General features: G+C 48.1%; 19 protein-coding genes. 5 read left to right on the top strand and 14 right to left on the bottom strand.

Features of this window, described 5'->3' with window-relative positions:
- Positions 1 to 437: 437 nt before the first annotated feature.
- From AB4Y93_RS15110 to AB4Y93_RS15090, 5 genes are all read right to left on the bottom strand, one after another.
- A complete protein-coding gene (locus AB4Y93_RS15110) occupies positions 438 to 2,447 on the bottom strand; it encodes an alpha-L-arabinofuranosidase C-terminal domain-containing protein (RefSeq protein ID WP_441893287.1) in 2,010 nt (669 codons plus the stop codon).
- A gap of 49 nt (positions 2,448 to 2,496) precedes the next feature.
- Positions 2,497 to 3,348, bottom strand: a complete 852-nt coding sequence (locus AB4Y93_RS15105; RefSeq protein WP_441893285.1) for an AraC family transcriptional regulator — start codon at positions 3,346 to 3,348, stop codon at positions 2,497 to 2,499.
- A gap of 82 nt (positions 3,349 to 3,430) precedes the next feature.
- On the bottom strand, positions 3,431 to 4,954 hold the full coding sequence (locus AB4Y93_RS15100; RefSeq protein ID WP_441893283.1) for a sulfatase family protein: 1,524 nt from the start codon (positions 4,952 to 4,954) through the stop codon (positions 3,431 to 3,433).
- A 139-nt stretch (positions 4,955 to 5,093) separates the two neighbouring features.
- Entirely contained in the window at positions 5,094 to 6,650 is a 1,557-nt protein-coding gene (abc-f, locus tag AB4Y93_RS15095) for a ribosomal protection-like ABC-F family protein (RefSeq protein WP_441893281.1), read from the bottom strand.
- Between the two features lie 186 nt (positions 6,651 to 6,836).
- A complete protein-coding gene (locus AB4Y93_RS15090; protein WP_441893279.1) occupies positions 6,837 to 8,051 on the bottom strand; it encodes a stalk domain-containing protein in 1,215 nt (404 codons plus the stop codon).
- Positions 8,052 to 8,544: 493 nt separating this feature from the next.
- Between AB4Y93_RS15090 and AB4Y93_RS15085 the strand changes: the two genes are divergently transcribed.
- Both AB4Y93_RS15085 and AB4Y93_RS15080 read left to right on the top strand, forming a co-directional pair.
- Complete coding sequence (locus tag AB4Y93_RS15085; RefSeq protein ID WP_441893277.1) at positions 8,545 to 9,375, top strand: collagen-like triple helix repeat-containing protein; 831 nt, start codon at positions 8,545 to 8,547, stop codon at positions 9,373 to 9,375.
- Between the two features lie 24 nt (positions 9,376 to 9,399).
- Positions 9,400 to 10,212, top strand: a complete 813-nt coding sequence (locus tag AB4Y93_RS15080; RefSeq protein WP_441893275.1) for a hypothetical protein — start codon at positions 9,400 to 9,402, stop codon at positions 10,210 to 10,212.
- A 69-nt stretch (positions 10,213 to 10,281) separates the two neighbouring features.
- Here the strand turns inward: AB4Y93_RS15080 and AB4Y93_RS15075 are convergent, their stop codons facing one another.
- The 4 genes from AB4Y93_RS15075 to AB4Y93_RS15060 form a co-directional block, all read right to left on the bottom strand.
- On the bottom strand, positions 10,282 to 10,911 hold the full coding sequence (locus tag AB4Y93_RS15075) for a 2OG-Fe(II) oxygenase (RefSeq protein WP_441893273.1): 630 nt from the start codon (positions 10,909 to 10,911) through the stop codon (positions 10,282 to 10,284).
- 93 nt (positions 10,912 to 11,004) lie between these two features.
- Complete coding sequence (locus AB4Y93_RS15070; protein ID WP_441893271.1) at positions 11,005 to 11,841, bottom strand: RMD1 family protein; 837 nt, start codon at positions 11,839 to 11,841, stop codon at positions 11,005 to 11,007.
- A gap of 105 nt (positions 11,842 to 11,946) precedes the next feature.
- Positions 11,947 to 12,516, bottom strand: coding sequence for a YcxB family protein (locus AB4Y93_RS15065; protein WP_441893269.1), 570 nt, complete (start codon positions 12,514 to 12,516; stop codon positions 11,947 to 11,949).
- A gap of 284 nt (positions 12,517 to 12,800) precedes the next feature.
- Positions 12,801 to 13,763: a phage baseplate protein gene (locus AB4Y93_RS15060; protein ID WP_441893267.1), complete on the bottom strand. Its 963-nt coding sequence runs from the start codon at positions 13,761 to 13,763 to the stop codon at positions 12,801 to 12,803.
- Positions 13,764 to 13,966: 203 nt separating this feature from the next.
- On the opposite strand from AB4Y93_RS15060, the gene AB4Y93_RS15055 reads away from it, so the two are divergent.
- A complete protein-coding gene (locus AB4Y93_RS15055; protein WP_441893265.1) occupies positions 13,967 to 14,665 on the top strand; it encodes a diphthine--ammonia ligase in 699 nt (232 codons plus the stop codon).
- Positions 14,666 to 14,719: 54 nt separating this feature from the next.
- Here the strand turns inward: AB4Y93_RS15055 and AB4Y93_RS15050 are convergent, their stop codons facing one another.
- Together AB4Y93_RS15050 and AB4Y93_RS15045 are read right to left on the bottom strand one after the other, a co-directional pair.
- Complete coding sequence (locus AB4Y93_RS15050) at positions 14,720 to 15,820, bottom strand: S-layer homology domain-containing protein (protein WP_441893263.1); 1,101 nt, start codon at positions 15,818 to 15,820, stop codon at positions 14,720 to 14,722.
- On the bottom strand, positions 15,798 to 20,147 hold the full coding sequence (locus AB4Y93_RS15045; RefSeq protein ID WP_441893261.1) for an endo-1,4-beta-xylanase: 4,350 nt from the start codon (positions 20,145 to 20,147) through the stop codon (positions 15,798 to 15,800). The genes AB4Y93_RS15050 and AB4Y93_RS15045 overlap by 23 nt, the downstream gene beginning before the upstream one ends.
- 301 nt (positions 20,148 to 20,448) lie before the next feature.
- On the opposite strand from AB4Y93_RS15045, the gene AB4Y93_RS15040 reads away from it, so the two are divergent.
- Together AB4Y93_RS15040 and AB4Y93_RS15035 are read left to right on the top strand one after the other, a co-directional pair.
- A complete protein-coding gene (locus AB4Y93_RS15040; protein WP_441893259.1) occupies positions 20,449 to 20,595 on the top strand; it encodes a suppressor of fused domain protein in 147 nt (48 codons plus the stop codon).
- Positions 20,595 to 20,738 (top strand): suppressor of fused domain protein, encoded by a 144-nt coding sequence (locus tag AB4Y93_RS15035; protein ID WP_441893257.1) that lies wholly within the window; start codon positions 20,595 to 20,597, stop codon positions 20,736 to 20,738. The genes AB4Y93_RS15040 and AB4Y93_RS15035 overlap by 1 nt, the downstream gene beginning before the upstream one ends.
- 114 nt (positions 20,739 to 20,852) lie before the next feature.
- On the opposite strand, the gene AB4Y93_RS15030 is transcribed toward AB4Y93_RS15035, so the two are convergent.
- The 3 genes from AB4Y93_RS15030 to AB4Y93_RS15020 are packed head-to-tail and all read right to left on the bottom strand — an operon-like array spanning position 20,853 to position 23,655.
- Positions 20,853 to 21,803: a nucleoside hydrolase gene (locus AB4Y93_RS15030; protein WP_441893255.1), complete on the bottom strand. Its 951-nt coding sequence runs from the start codon at positions 21,801 to 21,803 to the stop codon at positions 20,853 to 20,855.
- A 19-nt stretch (positions 21,804 to 21,822) separates the two neighbouring features.
- Positions 21,823 to 22,746: a ribokinase gene (gene rbsK / locus AB4Y93_RS15025; RefSeq protein ID WP_441893253.1), complete on the bottom strand. Its 924-nt coding sequence runs from the start codon at positions 22,744 to 22,746 to the stop codon at positions 21,823 to 21,825.
- Positions 22,747 to 23,655 carry a nucleoside hydrolase gene (locus AB4Y93_RS15020; protein ID WP_441893251.1) on the bottom strand — a complete coding sequence of 303 codons (909 nt, stop codon included), beginning with the start codon at positions 23,653 to 23,655 and terminating at the stop codon, positions 22,747 to 22,749.
- Positions 23,656 to 23,675: the final 20 nt, after the last annotated feature.

Here is a 23,675-nt window from a genome sequence, read left to right as displayed (position 1 = left end):
ATGTTAAATATTTGCACAATAAATTGCGGTGTAGGATAATAGTACCAAATACCAAATATATTCTGTTAAAAAGAGGCTGTCCCATATAGGGAACTCAAAGGAGTTCCCTACATGGGACAGTCTGGTAAAACTAGTTACGTCGTCCTATAAGACCCTGCGAGGGTCTTATACAATGTTCGTTGTGTGAAACTAATATTCATAAGTCCCTGTGAGGGTCTTATTTTCTTGATATTAGCGGAAAATTAAGCTGTCTTGAGCACTTCGAGGTGCAATAAGACCCTGCGGGGGCTTTATAATGGTAGTTCAGTAAAATTAGTATTCATAAGACCCTGCGAGGGTCTTATCGCTGTACTACCACGTACCAAATGAATAAGGGGACAATCCCATCGTCAGTTTAATGACTATGGGACAGCCCCCTATTTTCTCTCATTTTTTGCTTAACGCTGAAGCTCCAGCACGTTGACGGAATGAGGACGAAGCCTCACCCGGAGGTGACCGTCATCTGAAAGTGTAAGCGACCTCTCAGTCGCACGGATCCGATCTGGCTCAAACACGGAATTGATTACCTCATAATCGTCAGCACCAATCTCCCAAAGCACAGCCTGCTCCTGCTCAAACGCTAGGGCACGGATATCAACCTCTTCGGATTCCAATCCTCTATTAACAACAAATACAGTAAGCACCTGCTTGCTGTCGTCCAGACATGCTGCTACATCAAGGGTCGGCAGCGGCGAAGCTGCAAGTCCAAACTCCGGACGGCTTCCTTCCCAAGGGTATGAACCACATTCTGTCTGCACCGGTACGACCGACGCGATCGGCCGGTTCGCATAGAGCTGCATGACATGGTACGTTGGCGTTCCGTATACCGTCTGGCTCTTCCCGCTCCAGCCGGCAATCTTGCCGCGATATTGATCCGCATAGTGGTCGCCTACCCGAATGCAGCCGCCCAGCCAGCCGTTGACGAGATCAGAGTAGCTGCCGATCTGAACCAGATTCGACTGACGGATAAATTCATTCAGATTCGCTGCATTAGCGACCGCCGCTTCAAGGGTATGCTCGTTCGGCAGTCCTTTCCGAATCGTGTTCGGATAATACATCGTGTTGTACTCCGTAATCGCTAGCTTAATGTGGCCATATCGAGTATCGCTATTAATCAGCTCACCTGCTTGACCAATAATGGCCCGGGAAATCTCCGGGAAGGACGAAACAGCAGTATACCTTGCTTCCTTCGGCGTGCCGGGGTGGATACCAACCGTCGCAGCGCCATGATAAATATGCAGCGTCAGCATATCAATATGTTCTGCTGCTGCAGAGAGCAGTGCACGATTCCAGGCAGGGTCAACATCACCACAAGCGAGAAGAACAACCTCCGGATCCACCCGCTTCAAGGCTTCAGCGAACCTGATGTAGCGCTCGGCGAACTGCTCAGCCGTACAATGCCCATGCTGCCAAGGTCCATAAATTTCGTTGCCGATCTCCCAATAACGGACCCGATACGGCTCCGGATGTCCGTTCTTTGCACGCAATGCCCCATAAGGCGTACTCTCGTCACCATTACAATACTCCAGCCATGCCGCTGCTTCCTCCGGCGTGCCCGTTCCTGCATTTACACAGATGAGCGGCTCGGTATCTGTTGCTTGGCAGAAGGCAAGAAACTCATCCGTGCCAAAATACTTGTTCGTCCAACCACCCCACGCCTCATTAACCAGATTCGGGCGCTCCAGCACCGGTCCAATCGCATGCTCGAAGTGATAGGCGCTAATATAGTTGCCGGCCAGCCGCATCATACCTGGCTTCAGTTGTCTAGTCATCTCCACGACCTCGCGTTTCACAAAGCCTACACTATCTTCCGAGAGCATCGATACGTGATCGATCCACAGCATACCCGAGCCGGTGGAATCTCTCCAAACCTCCTCTTCCGAGGAGATAAGAAGTCTAAGCTCTGCTCTATCGAGTGACTTCAAAGCCGTAAGCTCGAACTCATAGGTCTGCCAATTATGGTTCGTCAGCTCAAGCTGCGCCTTGCCTAGCTGATCTCCTGTTTCCGGGTCAACTAATTCGCAGACGAGCACTTTCAATTCAATCGCCGCCCGCGCAACAAGCTGCAGCCGGTACGTCATACCACCTTTGACTGCTACACGCTGAGCGATTCCTCCGTAACAGCGATCATCACTGAGGATGCGGATCCTCTGGCTGTGGCCGGAATGCTTGGGAGCGGCAGGCTCCAGACTGTATTGTGTGTTCTTCCCATTCGTGACCGGGTACCAGCCCGCCGATACACCATGGCTTGCGGCGTCTTCCTCAAAGTCCATGTCCTTAAGCGTGAAGGCGAGCATCGCGTCCATATGATCGCGGATATCCTCCACGAAGTGGCCGAAGATAAACGGGTTAATCCGTTCTTCACCCGCGGCCGCCGTATCTATAGTAATAGTCGAAAGATTGTTCATATTCAAATGTCCTCACTTTCCTCTTAATTAGCTTGTAAGCGTCGACACATCATTGCGACGATTGAAGCTGCAGACGATAGTTACTAGGCGAAATGCTGTAAAAGTTATAGAAAGCTCGGGAGAAAGCATACACATCCGCATACCCAAGCGAGAGAGCAATTTCGGTTACCGTAAGCGTTGCCTGCAGCAGCAGCTCACTCGCCTTCTCCATCCGCTTTTGAATCAAATATTGCTTGGGCCCCATCCCGTAGCTGCGAGTAAATTCCATGTATAGATGAGAGCGGTGAACACCAGCAATCTCAGCCACATCGGATACACTAATTGGCTCCATATAATGGCTGCTTATGTAGTCCTCGCATTTTTTCAGCCAATCTACCGTCTTCTTCTGGCTCTCATTCGGCGGAAGAGACAGCATGGCGAACAACTGATAAAGGACTTGTTGAAGCTGAAGCTCCGCCCCCTCTTCAGCCATCCAGTCGAAGATCTGCCGGACGAGGTCATGAACCTCAGCGGAAGCTTTACCGTGAAGATAAGGTCTTCCCTCGGTCAACCCGATTCTCTCTAGAAGATGGGATGCCTGTGGTCCGTCAAAAGCCAGCCAACACATACGAAGAGGCGAATGCGGGGTATATTCAGCAACCTGATAGCTATGTTTTCGGCCGGGATACAGACAGAACAAATCTCCCTTCCTGAGACGTTCCTTCCCTTCCTCGAACGTAAAATCCACTGATCCATTCAGCACAAGGTGAATGGAATAACACTCAATCATGCGAGTGCCTATGGCATAATTGGCTTTCGCCACGTTGCTGCCGGACCGGATGGGCCATAGCCCTCCCAGCTTCTCGAATTCGGACGGTGTATAATAACGGAAATCCACATATTCATGAGCGTGCTCCTTCAATCGTCAAACCTCCCCTGGGATTCTGACTCTTATTTAAGGATACTTAACTCGCTCTTATATAGCTACACGTTATTGTCCCGGATCACGCATGCCAAATACGAGGCATAGGCATTGGTTCCTTCCCAAGCTCTGCCCAAACGTATTTCAGCAGCAGCTCTGTTTTCAAAGCTTGATGCTCGGGGTCATCCCACAAATTACGCAGCTCGCCTGGATCGTTCTCCAGATCAAAAATCTCGCCGTATGTCTGATTGTAGTACACGGTGATTTTATAACGTAGATTCACATAGGTTTTCTGATGAATGGTCGTTGGCTCATGCCGGAATTCGCAGATCGCATGGTCTCGTGCCGAAGAGCTTTTACCCCGCCAAACATCGCTTTGATCAACCCCTGTGATCTCCGGACGAATGTCCAGGCCACTCATAGAGAGGAAGGTCGGAGCCAAATCAACAAGAGACTGGATCGCAGACGACTGCTGCCCTGCGGGAACTTGACCCGGATAACGAACAATAAACGGAAGCTTGATTAGATCTTCATAATGGAAGCCTCCCTTATATTGCAAGCCATGCTGGCCAAAAAAGTGACCATGATCCGTCGTAAACACGACAATCGTATTATCTGCGATCCCCAGCTCGTCGAGTTTATCCAGAATGCGGCCGATGTACTTGTCCATAAGGCTGATCATCCCGTAATAGGTCGCCACCAGCTGCTTACGTTCCGTTTCCGGCAGCAGATGCGATTGATAGCCATGAATCGCCCGCCCTGTCTCCAGCAAGTGAGAGAAGTCCGGATTCTCCTGCTGTGTTTGGCCAAAATGCGGTGGATTCTGATCATGCTCCCCTGGGGACACTCCGGGAATCGTCAGCTTATCTGGATCATACATACGGTCCCAAGGCTCGGGTACAAGATAGTCAGGATGAGGATCAAAGAAGCTCGACCATAAGAAGAATGGTTCGCTCGCCTCCTTATATTGTGTAAGAAGCGCATTGGTTCGTTCCGCGATCCACGTATTATAGTGGAACTCTTCCGGGATTGGCCAAGTGTGTGTAATAGATGGATCCATCGTCCCTGTTGGTGCAAGGAAGTAATCCCGCCAGTTATCGCAGCCCTTCTCTTCTAGCCAGAGGGTATAATGCTGCCCCACATGAGCTTCGTTCGTATGATTACGCGCAAGCTCGACATGGTCAAAGCCATAGAACGGACCATTAAAGTTACGCCAGAATTCCAAATCCTGCAGCGTCGGGTAGGCTTCCAGCGACGGATATTTCTCCGTGCTGTGCAGCGGCTGAAAATGAGCTTTGCCGACCAGAGAGGTCTTATAGCCCGCCTCCGAGAAATCTGCCCCGATTGTTTTCCGGTCTTCGAGCAGCTTGGTGCCGAGCGTCCACGCCCCATGCTGACTTGGATATGTCCCGGTAATGATGGATGCCCGTGTAGGTGTACAGGTCGGATTCGGGCAATAGGCCCGAGTGAACGTTGTCCCTTCCTTCACTAACCGATCCAAATTCGGCGTATGAAGCTCCGGATTAAATGCCCCTATCGTATTCCAATGCTGCTGATCGCTTGTAATAAGCAGAATGTTAGGTCGATCCACTGCAATACCTCCCATTGCTTTAGTGACTTTGAGGGTATCATAGCTCAGCCCGAGCCCAATGGGAATGTCCTTATGTATTTGGCAAAATGTTGGGTCGTAAAAAAAAGGAAGGCATATCACGGATTCGTGACTGCCTCCCTATTCCATCTATTCCTTATCTTTGGGTCTGCATAGCCCAAGATTCAACATCCCATGTTTTTGTTACCCAATCCTCATAGAAATCAGGCTCGTGAGAGACGAGTACGACTGTACCCTTGTAAGCTTGCAGCGCGCGCTTCAATTCGGCTTTAGCGACGATGTCCAAATGGTTCGTCGGCTCATCGAATAAGATCCAGTTGCTCTCTCGCATCATCAGCTTGCAAAGTCGAACCTTCGCTTGTTCCCCGCCGCTAAGCTGATTCAGAGCACGTGTAATATGCTCGTTCTTCAGACCGCAGCGGGCAAGCGCTGCCCGAACCTCATGCTGGTTCATGAAGGAAAACTCATCCCACACATCCTCCAGCGGAGTCATCGTAGGCGCCTTCGCTTCCTGCTCGAAGTAGGCCGGAGTTAAATAATCACCGAGATAAGTCTTGCCATCCAGTGGTGGAATAACACCAAGAATCGTCTTAAGCAGCGTCGACTTACCAACGCCGTTGCAGCCAACGATTGCAATCTTGTCACCACGCTCAATAACCATATCCATCTTAGGCAGCAGAGGCTTGTTATAGCCGATGACCATCCCCTCAGCTTCAAATACCGTCTTGCCGCTTGTTCTGGACTCCTTGAAGTTAAAGGTTGGCTTTGCCGCTTCCTCCGGCTTATCGATACGATCGATACGGTCGAGCTGCTTCTCACGGCTTTTCGCACGTCCAGAGGTTGAAGCGCGAGCTTTATTTTTCTGAATAAACTCTTCTTGCTTCTTAATATAATCCTGTTGCTTCTCGTAAGCGTCGATATGCTGCGCCTTGTTCAGCTCAGACATCTCCAAGAACTTCTCATAGTTGGCCGAGTAACGCGTCATCTTCGTAAATTCAAGATGATAAATCACGTTAACAACCTGATTCATAAAGCCCGTTTCATGAGAGATCAGAACAAACGAATACGGATAATTTTTCAAATAATTGGTCAGCCAGTTAATATGCTCTTCATCCAAATAGTTCGTAGGCTCATCAAGCAGCAGAACGCCTGGCTTCTCAAGCAGCAGCTTGGCAAGCAGCACCTTCGTCCGCTGTCCGCCGCTTAATGCTGTAACATCACGGTCAAGCCCGATTGCATTAAGACCTAAACCATTGGCCATTTCATCAACCTTCACGTCGATCAAATAGAAGTCGCCGATTTCAAGCTCCTCTTGAATTTCACCCATACGTTCCAACAGCTGCTCCAGCTTATCCGGATCGGCATCGCCCATTTGCGCAGCAATGTCGTTAAGCTCCTCTTCTAATACGAGCAACGGCAAAAAAGCATCCTTTAGAACATCCCGAATCGTCTTCCCTGCTTCAAGCTTCGTATGTTGGTCCAAATAACCGTAACGAATACGCGGCGTCCATTCCACCTTGCCTTCGTCCTTGAGCAGCTTGCCAGTCAAAATATTCATAAGCGTAGATTTTCCTGTACCATTCGCACCAACGAGCCCAACATGCTCCCCCTCAAGTAGACGGAAAGACACATTCCTAAACAACACCCGATCGCCAAACGTATGCGATAATTGCTCCACTGTTAACAAACTCATTATTATTTATCTCCAATCATTTATATAAACCTTAATTAGCACTCGCAAAGCATCATTGTAACACAGATCTGTCCATTCAACTTCGGACATTAGCGGATATACCTAAAATTTACTTGCCGCAGCCCACATAAAAAGGCCGGAATCCTCTGTGGTTTCCGACCTGCATATACGAAATACCATTCTACCTTAATCTACATACCGGTTTGCATTCATTCTAACCCATTCATCCTGCAATCCCAAGTCCTTCATCTCCTTAACAATGGCTTCCTCAATACCTTTTTCATGGTAGACGTAGGTTTCCAGGTGGAAATAATAATTTCTAATAAGTGCCAGCTTGGATGCATATGTGGCATTACTCAAAAAAGCCTTCAGTTCTTTCAACCCGATATATTCATCGAGTTCAATCGTTTCGTGCTTACGTCCGGCGTCAAGTGGATTCACATTCGTAACACCAAGTAGGTCTTCCGTTGGAACAAGGATGCCTGCGTCCCGCTCTGCCCTTACCTGAGCAGAATAGGTATAGGGATCGCTAATTTCAGGCAGCTTCAATTCTTTCTCAAGTCTCTCCCGAACAATCAGCCTGTTCTCACGTTCTTCATCCGTCTCGACGTAACCTTCCATATCTTCGGACCGCTGCTTTAGATAATCCTCTTCATTCGCATATTCCATATAGAACATGCTTGAATCGATTAATGCGATCCGCAGAAACTCCCTAATATTTTCGGCTACGATGACGGCTGGCTGGTCGAAGTTCATTGGGGTAACCAATACTATCGGAGCTTCCTCCAAATTCGTAACAGCACCGAAGTCAGTCAGGAATCCATAATGATCACCATCACCACCCGTCCGTCCGAAGGTGATAACATCCAGCGGCGTGCCGAAATATCCGCTATGATGATAGTCAGGATAAAATCTAAGCACATTCCATGCATTATAGCCCTCTTGCTCAAGCTCGGAATAAATGTTGGATAATGCATCAAGTGTTGGTGATCCTTCATATTTGCCATAGTTCGCCTTGATACTCTCCTCATCCGTCAGCTCCGGCCGCTCTGCTTCTTCCTCGTCTTCTTCATCTTCAACATCAGAAGAAATGACAATGGTGTTGGAAGCATCGTCCCACTTCACTTCCGAATCACTGATTTCGCCCAAACGATACATCTCGACGTAAGCGGTGCTGTTTATGATTCGGATCATGCTCTCATCTTCCAAATATAAATTGAGGGCTGTCAACAAATCCGTTGTTTGCTTTGAGATGGTAATAAGGTCAGGTTTCCAGTCCACCTTCCAGCCCATTTGCTCCAGCGCCGCCCGCATCGGCACAAACCGCTTCCTTCCATCCAGAATAACGTGCTTGTCTGTTTGCAGCGGCTTGTTGTCGATAACCACTTGTGTTTCCACCATCTTGCTCCCTTCCGCATACGAGGTATCATGAACCGATGTTATTCCAAATAAAATGATGCCGCTCAAAACGACGATTATAGTCCTTTTAACGTTTCGCATTCCCCAAATCCTTTACTGAAATCCCATATTTTTCAATGCTCTAAAGTACTTTATCGGAAAATGGAGCGATAGATATTAGTGGTTCTTTCAGCTTCCAATCACTAACAACGAAACTTTCTCCGCTACTTCCTCTTTATCATATCTGCGGCGGCATTGAATATTCAGGGGTTGATGGAAGTCCTCATTGAGCTAGAGAAGAAGCTATTTGAAATCAGGTATTCCATACTCGTTTTTGAAGGCGTGATGGCAGGAGCTCCTCGGTGCCTTAGCGCTGGCCTATGCTGTGTGCATAAACCTATGAAAGCTTGGGTTGCTGTCTATTAATCTAGTTGATTTGCCTAGCACCCCCTTCTCATTCACACATAAAATAAGTTATCTGCCAGGAGGTGTATAAATGGATTGTCAAATCAAGAGAACCAAGTGCAGAAAAGTTCATATAAGCAGTCAAAAAAAATCGTCAGTGAAAGATAGTCATCGCAATACAAAAATCAGAGTAGTTGCCCCCAAAGAAGTACAGGGGCCCGAAGGCAGCACCGGGCCGCAAGGACCTACAGGTCCCGCAGGTCCTCAAGGTGCTGCAGGACCTCAGGGACTAACAGGGGCACCAGGGCCTCAAGGCGTTACCGGGCAGCAAGGATTACCGGGAGCACCGGGAGTCGGATTGCTTGCGTTCTATGATTTTTTCAACATTCCAGACCCTATGGTTCCTGGTAGTCCCCCTATTGAGACGGCTACGCTGCCGATTCCTCCCGCCGAAACCGGACTAGAAATTATCGTCAGTGATCAATTCCTTTCCTTAGGCGGCATTGATGTTAACAGCAGAATCGATCTGAAAGTTACCGTCGTCTGGAGCTTTAGTTTTATTTCCTTGTCGGCCCCTGAGCTCACATCAGCAAGTCAGATTATGAATTTCAGCATTTTTCGCGACTTTCCCTTAGCCGGCCAACGTGTTTGTTCGATAGTAGATTCCGGCAAGGTCTCGCAAATTAATATAGAGGGTACCGAAACGACTTTGGTTAGCGGCACCTTCACTACGACGTTCGGATGTACAGATACAAATGTTGCAGGACCGACCGTAACTTATTATTTGACTGCAGCTGCTGGAGTTGCTTCAGGGGTGCAAGCTCCCTTGAATACTTTGCCCAGCCCTATCGCCAACTTTATGAACCCAACCATTAACGAAATTCATTTCAGCGGGAAGGTCATCCGTCCAAACTCGAATTAATCATCCCGAGGAGGAGTATATGTTATGAAGTGCGTCGTACCACGCCATCGCAAGAAATCAAGCAAGAAAGTATCCCGGCACCGAAAACGTAAGATTATAATCGTTGCTCGTCAAGGCCCGATCGGACCGAGCGGACCGTCTGGGCCAACTGGAGCAGTTGGACCGATGGGACCTCCTGGGCTTGCGGGGCCACAAGGAGAAGTTGGGCCGACAGGTTCTCAAGGCCCTGTCGGACCGCAAGGCTTGCCAGGCCCCTCAGGTGTTGGTCTGCTAACTTCCTTCGATTCTATTGAGATCCCAGATCCGATGGTAACCGGAGCTCCGCCAATCACTACGGTCGCACTCCCGGCAGCCCCTGCTGCGTTTGGTCCCGAGATTCATATTAGCGATCAGTTCGTTACGCTAAGTACCATCAATTTGGATAGCCGGATACTATTAAGCGCCACCATTGTATGGAGTTTTTCCTATATAAGTCAAATCCCTCCCGAGTTATCAGTAGCGAGTCAATCCATGCAATTCAGTATCTTCCGTGAAGCGCCTCTAATCGGCGAACGAATTTGCACGGTATTAGATGCCGGAAGCGTAACCCAAATCATCTTTGAGGAGGGGTTGGATCCAACTGTTATTACAGGAAGGATCACGACATCGTTTCGATGCACCGATACAGGAGTCAGCGGCCCTGCTGCCAACTATTATTTAACCGCCGCAGCCGGACCAGGCTCGGGTTTCAATGTCTCAGGAGATAACGGAATGCCTTCCCCTATTCCTAATTTCAACAATCCAATTATCAATGAGATTCATCTCAGCGGAGAAGTGATTGGTCCTAACGTTCTCTAAAGGCCGCAGCCCACATAAAAAGACCGGAATCCTCAGCGGATTTCCGGCCTTTCTTGTCTATATAATAATTTAGCGATAGCTCTGTCTTCTCATCCATTGGGTTGCCACCCATTTCTCCCCGGCTGCCACGGGATGACCCGCATGTAACGTTAATTCGTTTAAGTGAGGATCGTTATAGAAATATTCAAAGTAAACTGCACTGCCTTTCTTAGGCGTTACCGAAAAATGAAGAGATGGAAAATACGTCTCGCCGCCTTCTTCCACATCATTCAGATACATCACCAGCGTACTGATTCGATTATTAGCGTCATTACCTTTTGTGAAATAGTCAAAATGAGGATGATACTGTTCGCCAGGCTGATAACGTAATACTTGCAGCGGCTCCGCATGGGAGACTGGGATATTCATCAGCTCAGCAACTCGGGACTCCACTTGTTTAATGCTTTCATTTTCACTTTCCTCGAAGAACATGCTGCTGCTTGTTCTAACGTCGCTAACATCGTGAGAGTTCCCTATTTTGGCTCGCTGCATTCTAGCTGTAGCCAAGTCAATCATCAAGTCGCATTCCGCGGAGCTTAATACATTTTCCAGGATCAAAATAAGCGGTTCATCCATTTTCCCAACGATTCGAATCTCTTTATCCTTGGTCAGGATTTTGTTGCCCGTAGACGTTACGATCGTCTGCTCTTTAATGGTCATCGCCTTCGATCCTCCAATAAAGAATACTGAGGTCGTATTCGATTCGGCATTTTATCAGTCGATTAGTCATTCTCCGTCTGACGGGAAATACCTTTATGGCAAGAGCCCTGTAATCTGCAATACGGTCAGAACAACCTCAATAACAATAAGGATAACGATGATCCATTCCACAAATAATCCCCGTATCGAATGGCTGATCGTTGAGAACCCCTCCATGATGTGATGTAAAAGATCCGTTTTGCTTTTCAAAATTTTATATCGATCATTCAGCTCGAAAAACTCCAGCATTTTATCATAAAATTCGCCGGCGTGGCTAATACTCCATGTTATATCAGGCTTGTCCAAAATCATGATATAACCGAGGGTGTTGTACTCGTAACGCAAGATGATGGCCGTCGTCCTGGCCAGTTCCTTGTTGCCGATTCTGAGCCTTCCTTTTTCCAGTCGTTCAATCATGTTCTCAAGCTTGTCATGGATTTTCCCAAGCTGCTCTTCAATCTTCTCCAGCGCAACTGATTTCGCGAGTACTGTAGCTATAAGCTCAGGATAGAACACCTCATATTCCGGTACTTCCACATATTCATCGGTTAATTCCATCGTCTCGATCTCTCCGTAATGAAGGCGGTAATCATCGGTATATCGGTCGGCATTCGTAATGTCGATGTCCGGTTCAAAGGACTGGATGTATTTCATAAAGCTTTGTATATCTTTAGGACGCGAATTGTTAACGAAGACAAGGCTGCCAAAGGAAAATACCAGCACCTGCTGTGAATCGTCAACCTGGTGGTCAAGGATAGATGCTAGAATATCACCTCTGAGGATCAAAGGCTGCTCCCAGGTGTATTTCTTAGGAATTCCGCAATGGATGGCGATTTGGTTCAAATCAATTTCATTCGTAATCGCATAGGCTTTAAAGGTAACTTCCTTCATTTCTATCACTCATTTCAGTGGACAGTATTACCATATTATTCCCCGTGGCTTTGCCTTATAACCACAAAAACCGGGACATTCCATTACGGAGACTCCCGGTTCATATCAATTTGCCGCATAATATTGAACGATACCAACGGTCACAAGGAAAATTACCAAATAGATGATCGCATTTCTTACCCATTTATACTTATTTTTTCGTTTAATGCGGCTCTTGGTGATTTTCCGAAAATGAATCCATTGTTCCTGCGTAAAGCACCTCCGAGGTAACGCATGGGCAGCATTATGGCTGACCATTAAATAAATGGCCGATTTCGTCGTGATCGCATTGGTAAAGTCTGCCCACATGATTCTCGCGGTCATCGATTCAGATTCCATGAACAAGCCTTCATCCGACCACGTGTATGTCTTCGTTTCTTTGACGAATTTATTTTGAATACTCTTCCTGCTGCTTCTAATCGTTAAGAACACAATTAAAGGTACAAAGATGAAAAAGAGGATCATGATCGGATTAACACTGGTTATATCACCATCCACTATTGCGGCTACGATGTTTAAGATAGCCCCAATAAAAAAGAGTAGCAGCACCCACGTATACGTTTGCCTAGCTAGAAAGGAGAATTGCAGTCTAAGTAAATCTTCTTGGGTGAGTTGAACGTTAATAGATTCATGCATGAATAGTTCCTCCGGATATAATGAGATGAATGATTAACTGGATTTATTTCCAGTTAATTCAAACTGACTATACCATGACATTGTACCTATGCATAGAATCTATTTTGCTGTAATCCGTTTGCACGTGCCTTACGAGATGCAACATGAATCAAAAGAAATTAAAGAAGCCGGGAAATTCGCCAACTCGGCGTGTTCCCGGCCTGCTTGTGCTATTGGAGAGTATTTGAGCTGTTTGATCAGGCCTTCGAGCAACAAGAAGCAAGCTAGTCCGATTGAGCGTTTATTTAGAATACGCTGTCCGCAACATAATAAATTTTCTGCGTGTCCTTCTTATTCACCGTATCTGTAACGATATTAAAATACACGTTGCCGTCTTTCGTTTGGACCCCCTCGATTTCATGGGTGCCCACATTCGTTATTTTCACGAGGGTTTTGTACGTTCCAGTGTTCGACATCAACGCAATCTGCGGCGTATCGCCTTCCGCGCCGCCCGACGTGTAGATTTCCGTACTACCAAGCATATCGAAGCCCTGAAATGAACCATTTGGTCTGACGATAGAACTATCCGACTGGGTAATGCTTGCAACGTTTGCGTTTACCGCCGCCGCACTGTCCATTCTCACCTGTTCGTTGCTGTCGAGAAGCTTGTTCAAGGCTACTGTGTCATAAATGGACCAGGTTACGCTTCCTTCAGCGGTTTGTACCCGAAAAATCGTATAATCACTGTTGCCGCCGCCATCGACGCGGTAGGTTTCACCAAGACTTGTACCGGTCTCATCTGCGTAATTCATATAGGTGAACCGATGAAGATCCGTATAATCGTAAGTCGCACCAGCCGAGTATTGAAGTCTTGCTACCTGCAACGACCAGTTATACGTTGTCGAAGGATCTGCTTTCGAGCTGAAATAAAAGTAATTGATACCATTATACGTGTACATATCAAGCGTTTGGCCATGGCCTGCATTGGTGATGGTCATTTCGTCAACGTAGGTAGCGTTCGTTCCGTTCATTAGCAATCTGGACAGGTAGACCGTTCCTCCAGACCGCTGAGTGACGTAAAGATACGTGGATGCGATGTAGGCTTTCTGGACGGCCAGGTTGTGATTGAGTCCTTTGAGATTATAGGCGAGTGTTGCCGAAGCGTTTACCGTTTTACCGGGAGTCGCAGCGAAGACGGGCAAGACAGTCATGCCGAAAATAAGAACCGCAAGACCGACGGAAGCCAGTAGTTTCAATTGCCTTTTCATTAGTCCCTGGATACCTCCATTTCTATATTTCTCAAGTATTTGAGTACTACCTGATTATCAAATAATCGAATACCGCTTTGAATAGTCTTCAGGTACCATAAAATGTTAATTTTGTTTAAACGTTTGTGATCGCATTATTTTAAACATTACCCTGCCCTAAGTGTTACAATTCACAAAGCATAATAATAAAGGAGAACGATAGGATGAATGAAACGGTGAACTGGAAAAATGGTGCTCACGGACATACATTTATAGCTTCTTTTAGCGGGGGAAAAGATAGCGTCCTGGCGCTGTATAAATCAATGAAGGTCGGAGAACCAATTGGACTTATCGTCATGATGGAGGAGGAAGGAAAACGTTCCAGATCCCATGGCATGCCTCCTGAGCTTATCCGCGCCCAAGCTGAATCAATTGGTTTGCCTGTTTATACAACAGCTGCTAGCTGGGACGATTATGAGAACAAATTTATTGCTCTCTTAGAAGAGGCTAAGCGTCAAGGTGCAGAAGTGTTAGTCACTGGAGACTTGGATATGCCTATCGACAACTGCTGGCATGACAAGGTTACTCAAATTGCAGGCCTTAAACTTGGAATGCCGTTATGGGAAATGGATCATCAAGAGGCTGTCGAGGAGTTTATAAATCTCGGATTCACTTCCATTCTGGTCACTGTAAATTTATCCCTCGGAATGCGAGAAGAAGATTTGGGACGAACATTAACTCACGATTACATAAAAGAACTGCAAGCTCGTAAAATTGATCCTTGCGGAGAAGGCGGCGAGTTCCATACCAGTGTCATCGATGGCCCTCTCTTCAAGCATCCTATTCCTGTTCGCAAAGGCAGCATTCTGAGGCACGGGGATTACGCCTTTTTGCCTTTGGAGCTGTTAGAACAGTCCATTTAAACTGGCTTAAATCGAAAAAGCACCCTGCAGATCATAGTCTGCAGGGTGCTGTACTTAAAGAGACTTCATTAACAATTGATACAAAATAACTGCCGCTTGAGCACGAGTTGCCGTTCCCTTAGGATCAAACTTGTCGTTGCCGACGCCTTTGATGATACCTGCCTGATTCATGACAGTCACCGCTTCTTGGGCATAGCTTGCAATGTCTTGCGCGTCTTGGAAGCCAGATGCCGGATTCCCTTCATCCAGCATAATTCCTGCTTTCCGAATCGCTTGATATGCCATTGCAGCCATCTCTTGACGAGTAATCTTGTTGTTGATACAGAACGTTCCATCAGTCAGTCCAGACACGATACCAAGCTGCTGAGCTGAAGCAATCGAGTTGTAATACCATGCGCCTTGCTTAACATCCGAGAAAGTACTAGTTGCGTTAACCTGGTTCAGGTCAAGCGTTAGCATTAACATTTGGATAAACTCGGCTCTAGTAACCGAATTGCCTGGTGCAAATGTATCTTTTGTAACACCATTTACAACTCCACGTGCAGCTAGTCCCTCAATACTTTCACTTGCCCATGCGACTGCTTTTACATCGTTGAAATGTACAGGATTGGCGATGGCGGCGTATTTGCTGAAATGCTTCGCGTTAAATTCCACCATGCCCGTATCCTTGTTATAACGGCCATTCTTGATCACTTCGAGCTTGCCATCTTCCGTCAAATAGTAGATCACGACCTGACCCGGGTTTTCACCAGACTTAAGTGTGTAAGGCACCGCCACTTTCACAGTTTGACCTTGACCGAAGTCATTGATTTTCAGACCATTAACGCTCAGATTGAAGTCATATACAGTGTTCGAACCTACGACTCCGCGCACTTCTTGGGGCAACGTACTGTTGTCCACCTTAGCTATGGTTAATTCAACATTTGCATGACTTGCCGTGCCTTCGAATAACGATACAGGCAGCTGTACAGACGCGAATCCGGAGGAAATCTCGATACGTTTAATGCCTGCTTCTTTGGCTGCTTCCACCTGATCAACCGGTATAGAGACCGTAACCTGCTTCATATTCTGGACATCTTGAACTTGTAACTTCAAGGTACCAGCCTGCGCTTCAGATAGAGCCTTTTTTACATCATCGGCTGTGACTATTACCATTTGCATCAACTTCTGCCTTCACTTCACCAGGCTTCACTGGAGTTTGATCTGTAGGTGTTGATGGAGAAGTCCCCGAATTCGTACTTTTATTCGTTGTCGCTTGCGCTGCAGCGGATAGCTCGGATTCACCTGCATCATTGACAGCCATCACCTTGTAGAAATAGGTAGTCGATGCGGACAAGCCGCTGTTACGGAAATTGGTTTCGGTAATCAGCTGCGTATTCACTTTGCTATATTCACCATCTGCGGAAGCAGAACGATAAACATTGTAGCCCGTTGCGTTGTCCGCAGCTGTCCAGCTGACTTCAATCTCGCTTGTGCTCTTCGCTTGTGCGGAAACATTAGTCGGTGCTGCAGGTGCAGCTGGAACTTCGACTTTTTTCGGCCAGTCAACCAGAAGTTGATCAGCAGTGCCACCGGCACCAATCTTCTCCACTTTAATCCAGTTGATCGTGTAGGCATTGCCGCCGCCGCCGCCACGGATGGCAATATTGCCAATTAAGCCATTGGCAGGCTGTGAACCATCCAATTGGATTTCTGTTGTTAAGGTATAGCTTCCCATATTCACCATGCCGCTGTTGAAGTACGCAGGTAGTGCAGCAGCTACTTCGCTAGCTGAATACGGATGGCTGTTGACAGCCGCTCCATCAGCCTCGGTGTAACCGCCGTTTGTATCATCTTTGCTCCAACGAACACGAAGGGCAGTCGTCCCTTTCGCGGTGTAGTTGAAGGTAAGACGGTATTTCGCATCCTTCTCCGGTGTAAAAGCTACTTTGCCATCCTCACCCGCCGTCGACCACGGCCACGCATTCACGTCATTGCCTAGGATGATATTCGCGCCGGTCCAAGCGTCTCCATTACCAGCGTCATAGACATGGACGCCGTCAAGCGGCTCTTGCTTCGGACCGGTCTCCGGCTCAATGTATTCATGTGTTCCAAGATACGCAGCAGGATCTAGAACCGCCACCAACGCATCCTTGGCCAGTCCTTCCGAAGTGAACAGCAGTGCAAATTCGCCAGCACGCCATCCGGTTGTTGCATCTCTCACGCCGCAAATACTTACGCGATCGATAACTTTCGGGTTGTCCGTCTTGTTGGCTGAACCTGTCGCATACTTTTTGTAAATCTGGAACAACTCAGCGAACTTCATAGCTTGGTTGTTCTCATTTTCTGGAGTGAGAGTTCCAACAGGCGGGCTGCCGATATCCATCTCCGTAATATTGATACTGACACCTGGAAGCGTCGCGAACAGCTTAATGGAGTTCTCGACATCTTCCGCACTTGTGGTCAGGTTATAGTGCGATTGCATACCGATGACTTCAATTAATGGCTTGCCGTTTGGACGCACGCCAGCGTAGCGCTCGTTAATGTCCTTAACCATCTCATAGACAACGCGAGCCTTGCTCGGTGAATCAAGACCAAAGTCATTGTAGATCAGTTTGACATCCCAATCTGGGTGACTGTCCACCACGCTGGCTGCTTTCAGGAATGCAAGCTCAACCCACTCCCAGCCAAGCGCCATGTACCAGCCTTCTCCTTTAGCGAGCGAGGCTTTCCAGTCGTTCGGGTTCGCCGTACCAACAGCTTCATTAACTACGTCGATGCCTGTAAGACGTCCACCGTAGTAACCAAGTACATTCTCAATGTGATTATTGAGATTGGCTAGGGCGGTGTCCTTGTCGAACGTGCCTGGCTGTCCATATCTGGCAGGCGGAGCGTCCCACATCCACGTAGGTGTCTGCGAATGCCAAGCCAGCGTATGCCCGTAGAACAACATGTCCGGGTTCTGGTTAGTAAGGTTGTTGAACGTATTGTCTGTGCTATCGTACGTAAAAGTGCCCTTAACATTTTGCGTGCTTTCAGGCTTCATCTGATTGCCAGGCGTAAACGAGGCAAAATTGTGGATCAAGGCATTATTCTCGCCTGCGCCAAAAATCCCCATAGTGAAGTAATCTTTGTAGACATCCCTCAGTGCCGGATATGCTTCATAAGTTTGGCCAGCAGGCGGGATTACGATCGCAGGCTCTTCGTTTTCTCCAGGCTCTGTACCTGGCTCGTCGATTCCTTCCGGCCAATTAACAAGCAGCTTATCAACCGCGCCGTCGGCACCAATCTTCTCCACTTTGATCCAGTTAATCAAGAAGCTGTTTCCTCCCGCTCCTCCGCGGATCCCGATGTTGCCAATCAGGCCATCAGCAGGCTGGGTGCCGTCCATCGTAACTTCACTAGTTAACGTGTAGGTTCCGGCATTCACCATACCGCTGTTGAAGTAAGCAGGTATTGCAGCAGCAACTTGGCTGGCTGAATACGGATGAGCGTTAACAGCTGCGGCATCAGCCGAGGTGTAGCCGCCGTTTGATTCATCTTTGAGCCAGCGCACGCGTATAGCACTTGTGCCCATCGAGGTGTAATTGATGGAGATCCGATACGCCGAGTTTTTCTCAGGAGTGAAGGCCACTTGGCCATCCTCACCTGCCGTCGACCATGGCCACGCACTTGCGTTATTGCCTAGAACGATGTTCGCACCAGACCAGCTGTCTCCGTTAGATGTGTTATAAATATAAACGCCTTGTGTTCCGGCTTTTGGCATACCATCCGGCCAATTGACCAGCAATTTATCGGACACATCGCCGGTACTAATTTTCTCCACTTTGATCCAATTGATAGAGAAGCTATTGCCTCCTGCACCTCCGCGTATAGCAATGTTGCCAATCAGGCCATCGGCAGTTTGGGAGCCGTCGAGTTTGATTTCATTCACTAAGGTGTAGCTGTTGCCAGTCGACATGCCACTGTTGAAGTAGGCAGGTAATGCCGTGGCGACCTGGTCAGCCGAATAGGGATGACTGTTGACTGCTGCTGCATCGGCCGAAGTGAAGGAGCCGTTTGTATCATCTTTGAGCCAACGCATGCGTATAGCATTAGTTCCAAGTGATGTTAAATTAACGGAAATACGATACGTCGCATCTTTCTCGGGTTTGAAGGCTGCTTTGCCATCTTCGCCCGCCGTCGACCAAGGCCATGCGCTCGCGTTATTGCCAAGGATGATATTTGCACCAGACCAGGAGTCCCCCTTGCTTGTATCATAGACATGAACACCGTCAACAGGCTCTTTTTGCTCCTGTTCAGGCTCATCTACAACAGGATTCTCTGCAAGGTAAGTGTCTGGATCGAGAACCGCTACCAGCGCCTCTTTGGCCGTTATATCCGTCCCACTCGGAGCGTTGAAGAGCAGCGGTAAGCCATCATGCTTCCAGCTGTCTCCATCATTCGAGCCCCAGAACGTCACACGCTCAATGACCTTCGGATTTTCCGTGTCATTTGCCGGACCCGCGGCGTACTTCTTGTAGATCTGGAAGAACTGTGCGTACTTTTGGGCTTGCGCCACAGCCTGTGCTGATGTGAGAGAACCCAGATTAGGCCATTCCATATCAAGCTCGGTGACGCTCACATTCACGCCCGGCAGGGTTGCGAACAGCTTAATGGAGGCTTCTACATTCTCAGGCTTCGTGCTGCTGTTGTAATGCTCCTGCATACCAATGCCTTCAATTAATGGCTTGCCGTTCGGACGTGTGCCGGCGTATTTCTCGTTGATTTCCTTAACCATCGCGTACACGGTTTGAGCTTTGGCTGCGCTGTCGAGACCAAAATCATTGTAGTACAGCTTCGTATCCCAGCCGTTCTCGTCAATTACTTTGGCCGCCTCCAGGAAAGCAAGTTCAACCCAATCCGAGCCGAGAGCTAGAGACCAGCCTTCTCCTTCATCCAAGGAAGCTTTCCAATCGCTTGGGGTCGCTTTGCCGATCGCTTCGTTCACCACGTCAATGCTGTAAAGCTGTCCACCGTATCTGCCAAGGACACTATCGATATGGGTATTAAGATTGTCCAGCGCAGTATCCCGATTGAAATTAGGCGCGTCCCACATCCAGTTGGGTGTCTGCGAATGCCACGCAAGTGTATGCCCGATCAGTGCAATATCGCTGGACAAGGTGGTAACGTTATTTAGCAGCCCGTCCAAGGTATCAAAGGTAAAATTGCCTTTGACGTTCTGCACGCTTTGGGGCTTCATCTCGTTCTCTGGTGTGTACGCGTTAAAATTGTAACTGATAAGGCCCGACCTGGGGCCCGCCAAGGAGCCGACCGTACCAACCTTGAAGTAATCCTTGTATACGTCCTTCAACGCCGGGTATTGATCATAATTCAGCCCAGCGGGAGCAAGCTGCGATTCGGAGCTCGGCTCACTCGCAACGGCTGTTGTTGTGAAGGTGGCGAATGAGGAAACCATCGCAGTAATAAGTGTCAGAGAAAGACATCGTTTCAAATTCCGCAAAATAGATATAGCCTCCTTTTTCTAATTTTTATACGATACAAAGCATGAATGCGCTTTCATAAATGTATTGTACTCATTCTCCTAACAAAACTCCCCAAAAATGTTACTATACGCTTCTCAATTATTGCGATATTTCAAGTATTTAAGCACTAAAACTGGATGTATCCAAAAAATGCACAAAATTGTATTATTTAATTAATAATATTAAATCTTTATCCCAAAGACTAATGAAGTTTCCCTTGATCTCATTTCCGAGCATGTCGAAAAGCATATCGGGCCCATTCAAGCCGTTTTCCATGAAATGATCTCCGATCTCATTCATCTCGATATCTTGTTCGTCGCTCCAGCCCAAGAGAGAAACTACATTATTACCTTGATAACCTGCGGAATGAGTAATATGCCTATGACGGTGCCTGATGGAGCGGAAGATTTCAGTTATGCCGAATAATGCCTCTTTATAATAGTGAAATGAGCTTTAAACTCAAGCATGGCTCAGATGCCTTATTAGAGAAGCTTGATAAAGCTGGCGTTACTCCGGTTGTCGATCCGGGGCGCAAAAATACCTGCAAGAAGTGGTTAGGTTTTTTCTAATATCATTAAATTGGATATTATTCTAACGTAGTAATCCACGTTGCCTGCAACAAAAAACAAAAAAAACAGAGCATCGGCTAATCTCTCGCCGTGCTCTGTTTTGAACTCATAACCTTATATGAATACTTCTAGCAGCAGATCAATTGCCTGCTCTGCCGATACGTCGACGCATACCTGGACAGGACTTCCAACAGACGGCTTCACACGTTGATCAGCTACGGTCATGCCTGCACAATGCTCGCCCCCGCACTCAACGGATAAATGCATGGTCTGGGTCCGGACGATTCCCGGCTCAACAGCAATCAGCACCGTCAGCGGGTCATGCATAGGAGCGCATTCACGGTAAGCGTTGACTTCCCGGTAAAAGTCAAAATAATATTGCATCGATTGATTAATGAAGCTGACAATCGGCTGATTCTCCGATTTGCTTAACCGCGCTAGGGAATCCAGATGGCTCTGATGGAGTAACGTCTTCATCGTTACATCAAGGCCAACGAGCGTAATCGACATGCCTGACTGGATGACCAAGTCGGCGGCTTCCGGATCTCCCCAAATATTCGCTTCCGATACGGGAGTTACATTACCCGGTACGTTAACCGCTCCGCCCATGATATACAGATGCTTCACCTTGGAAGGCAGCCCCGGATCCTTTTGCAGCGCATGCGCAATATTGGTTAGTCTGCCCATCGCAACAATGACGAGCTCGCCCCTGAGTTCTTCAGCCTTGCGTATAATGAAATCTGCCGCAGGCTCTTCGAGCTTCTGCTGCGAGGATACCGGAAGCTCAACATCCCCGATACCGTTCCCGCCATGAACATGCGTCGAGAACCCATTCAAGCTGCGGGTAAGCGGGCGTCCTGCCCCTTCACTGACAGGGATTTCATGCTCCCGCCCAGCGAGCTTTAGTATGCGCAGCGTATTATCCGTTGCCATCTCAACGGGAATGTTGCCAAATACCGTTGTAATGCCCTCCATATCAATCTTCGGCGACTTGAGTCCATATAAAATGGCAAGCGCATCGTCGATTCCTGTGTCTGCATCAATAATCATCTTAGTGCGATTCATGACTGCCTCCCATGATCTTTTATCTAGATTTGAATAACTCTACTTCTTGCAATGTCGGCATACCGTCCTGGGCACCAAACTTAGTGACAGCAAGTGCTGATACAGCTATGCCATGTTTAACACTATACTCAATTCCAAGGCTCATAGCCAGAGAGCAGGCCAAGCCGCCGTTGAATGCATCACCTGCTCCAGTCGTATCCGCAACCTCGACCCGATGAGCCGCAGCACGGTGCAGGCTGCCGCCGCGCTCTTTCCAAGCCGCACCTTTGCTGCCAAGCGTCGCAATGACAATTTCAGGTCCGCGGTCAAGTAAGGCATCTATGGCCTTCTCAAGCCCTTCGGCTTCCGGATCGATACCCGTAATCGCATACAGCTCGGACTGGTTCGGTGTTATATAGCTTACTTTACGAAGAATATCTTCTGGAATATTGCAGGCTGGTGCCGGATTTAGAATGATAGGAATGCCTTGCCCTTCCGCAAGATTCACGGCTTCAGCCACGGCTTCCATCGGGATCTCGAGTTGGACAAGCATAATGGCTGCCTCTGAAATAATGTCCTTCCATGCGGTCACGTCCACGGAAGTAAGCGCACCGTTCGCTCCTGGCACAACTACAATCGAATTATCCTGCTCGGCCAGCGTTATGGAGGCAATACCAGTTACGACCCCTGGCTTTGACAGCAAGCGGCCAGTGTTCACACCATTTCCTTCAAGCGATTCAAGCAGACTTTTGCCGAAAGCATCCTCTCCAACAGCACCAAGCATCACTGTCTCATGCCCCTGTCTTGCGCATGCAACAGCCTGATTAGCCCCTTTGCCGCCGGGATGGAAATGAACTTCCTGCCCGGACAACGTCTCGCCTTTTTCCGGAAACCGTGTCGTCTGGACTACGATGTCCATGTTCAGACTGCCCACGACTACAACTTTACCTTTGCGAGTGCTCATTCAAGCCCCCTCCTTGAGAAGGCGGCTTATCAAGAGCTGAACCATCCTGTCCGCATCAACCTCGAGGCAGACTTCTACGTTCGGATTGTCCGCAAGCGTCGCAATCGTCTGACCAGTTCTTGGCCGATGATCATATTCAACCTCAATTCTCATCTTCTTTGTCTGAACAAGGCTGCGGTCAATCAGTAAAGAGACCGTAAGCGGATCGTGCATATACGTATGCTGCTCCTTGACGAAGCCGAACCAGCGCTCCATCATATCGGCAAGTTTCAAATTTAGAGGATCATTCGAGTCGATCAGGCTTTGCCGTTCCTTTTCCGTAATTTGAACCTTCATCGTCACATCTAGGCCAACCATCACGATCGGTGCTCCACTGCCAAATACGACCGAAGCAGCTTCCGGGTCGCAGGCAATGTTATGCTCCACCACACGAATGTCCGCGCCATTATCAGCAAGCCTCGTCGCACCGCCCATCAGGACGATCTCCTTAACATGACTTGCGATCTTCGGTTCCCGAATGAGACTAGCCGCAATATTGGTCAAAGGGCCAATCGGAATAAGCGTAATTTCTCCCGGATTATTCATGACCGTTTCAATAATGAAATCAACGGCATGACGGCTGTCAAACCTTAGTTCTTCACCCGGTTCCAGCAGTCCTTCCCCCTCATGCCCCGCCATCCAGATCGGGCGGTTGCCAAGCAGCGGACGATCTAATCCTGCCATAACAGGTATGTCCGATTTACCGGAAAGCTGTATCATTTTGCTAACCATCTTGGCGCGCAATTGAGCATCCCCGTATACCGTTGTTACTCCTTCAAGCTTCAGCTCTGGCGAGCGCAGTGCAAGGGCCAGCGCCATCGCATCGTCAATGTCGCTGCCAATATCCGTATCGATAATAAGACGAATCATAATTCCATCCTCTCCCGGAT

It is taken from the genome of Paenibacillus sp. YAF4_2 (assembly GCF_052113225.1).
In the GTDB taxonomy this organism is placed as follows: Bacteria; Bacillota; Bacilli; order Paenibacillales; family Paenibacillaceae; genus Pristimantibacillus.
The sequence above is the reverse complement of the archived record's forward strand: the minus strand, read 5'-3'. Positions and strand labels throughout refer to the sequence as shown.

Bases quoted from the DNA above. Each gene is read 5' to 3' on its own strand.
- AB4Y93_RS15110 (WP_441893287.1), bottom strand. From the start codon at position 2,447: ATGAACAATCTTTCGACTATTACTATAGATACGGCGGCCGCGGGTGAA.
- AB4Y93_RS15100 (WP_441893283.1), bottom strand. From the start codon at position 4,954: ATGGGAGGTATTGCAGTGGATCGACCTAACATTCTGCTTATTACAAGC.
- abc-f (WP_441893281.1), bottom strand. From the start codon at position 6,650: ATGAGTTTGTTAACAGTGGAGCAATTATCGCATACGTTTGGCGATCGG.
- AB4Y93_RS15090 (WP_441893279.1), bottom strand. From the start codon at position 8,051: ATGGTGGAAACACAAGTGGTTATCGACAACAAGCCGCTGCAAACAGAC.
- AB4Y93_RS15085 (WP_441893277.1), top strand. From the start codon at position 8,545: ATGGATTGTCAAATCAAGAGAACCAAGTGCAGAAAAGTTCATATAAGC.
- AB4Y93_RS15080 (WP_441893275.1), top strand. From the start codon at position 9,400: ATGAAGTGCGTCGTACCACGCCATCGCAAGAAATCAAGCAAGAAAGTA.
- AB4Y93_RS15075 (WP_441893273.1), bottom strand. From the start codon at position 10,911: ATGACCATTAAAGAGCAGACGATCGTAACGTCTACGGGCAACAAAATC.
- AB4Y93_RS15070 (WP_441893271.1), bottom strand. From the start codon at position 11,841: ATGAAGGAAGTTACCTTTAAAGCCTATGCGATTACGAATGAAATTGAT.
- AB4Y93_RS15065 (WP_441893269.1), bottom strand. From the start codon at position 12,516: ATGCATGAATCTATTAACGTTCAACTCACCCAAGAAGATTTACTTAGA.
- AB4Y93_RS15060 (WP_441893267.1), bottom strand. From the start codon at position 13,763: ATGAAAAGGCAATTGAAACTACTGGCTTCCGTCGGTCTTGCGGTTCTT.
- AB4Y93_RS15055 (WP_441893265.1), top strand. From the start codon at position 13,967: ATGAATGAAACGGTGAACTGGAAAAATGGTGCTCACGGACATACATTT.
- AB4Y93_RS15050 (WP_441893263.1), bottom strand. From the start codon at position 15,820: ATGGTAATAGTCACAGCCGATGATGTAAAAAAGGCTCTATCTGAAGCG.
- AB4Y93_RS15040 (WP_441893259.1), top strand. From the start codon at position 20,449: ATGATCTCCGATCTCATTCATCTCGATATCTTGTTCGTCGCTCCAGCC.
- AB4Y93_RS15035 (WP_441893257.1), top strand. From the start codon at position 20,595: ATGCCTCTTTATAATAGTGAAATGAGCTTTAAACTCAAGCATGGCTCA.
- AB4Y93_RS15030 (WP_441893255.1), bottom strand. From the start codon at position 21,803: ATGAATCGCACTAAGATGATTATTGATGCAGACACAGGAATCGACGAT.
- rbsK (WP_441893253.1), bottom strand. From the start codon at position 22,746: ATGAGCACTCGCAAAGGTAAAGTTGTAGTCGTGGGCAGTCTGAACATG.
- AB4Y93_RS15020 (WP_441893251.1), bottom strand. From the start codon at position 23,655: ATGATTCGTCTTATTATCGATACGGATATTGGCAGCGACATTGACGAT.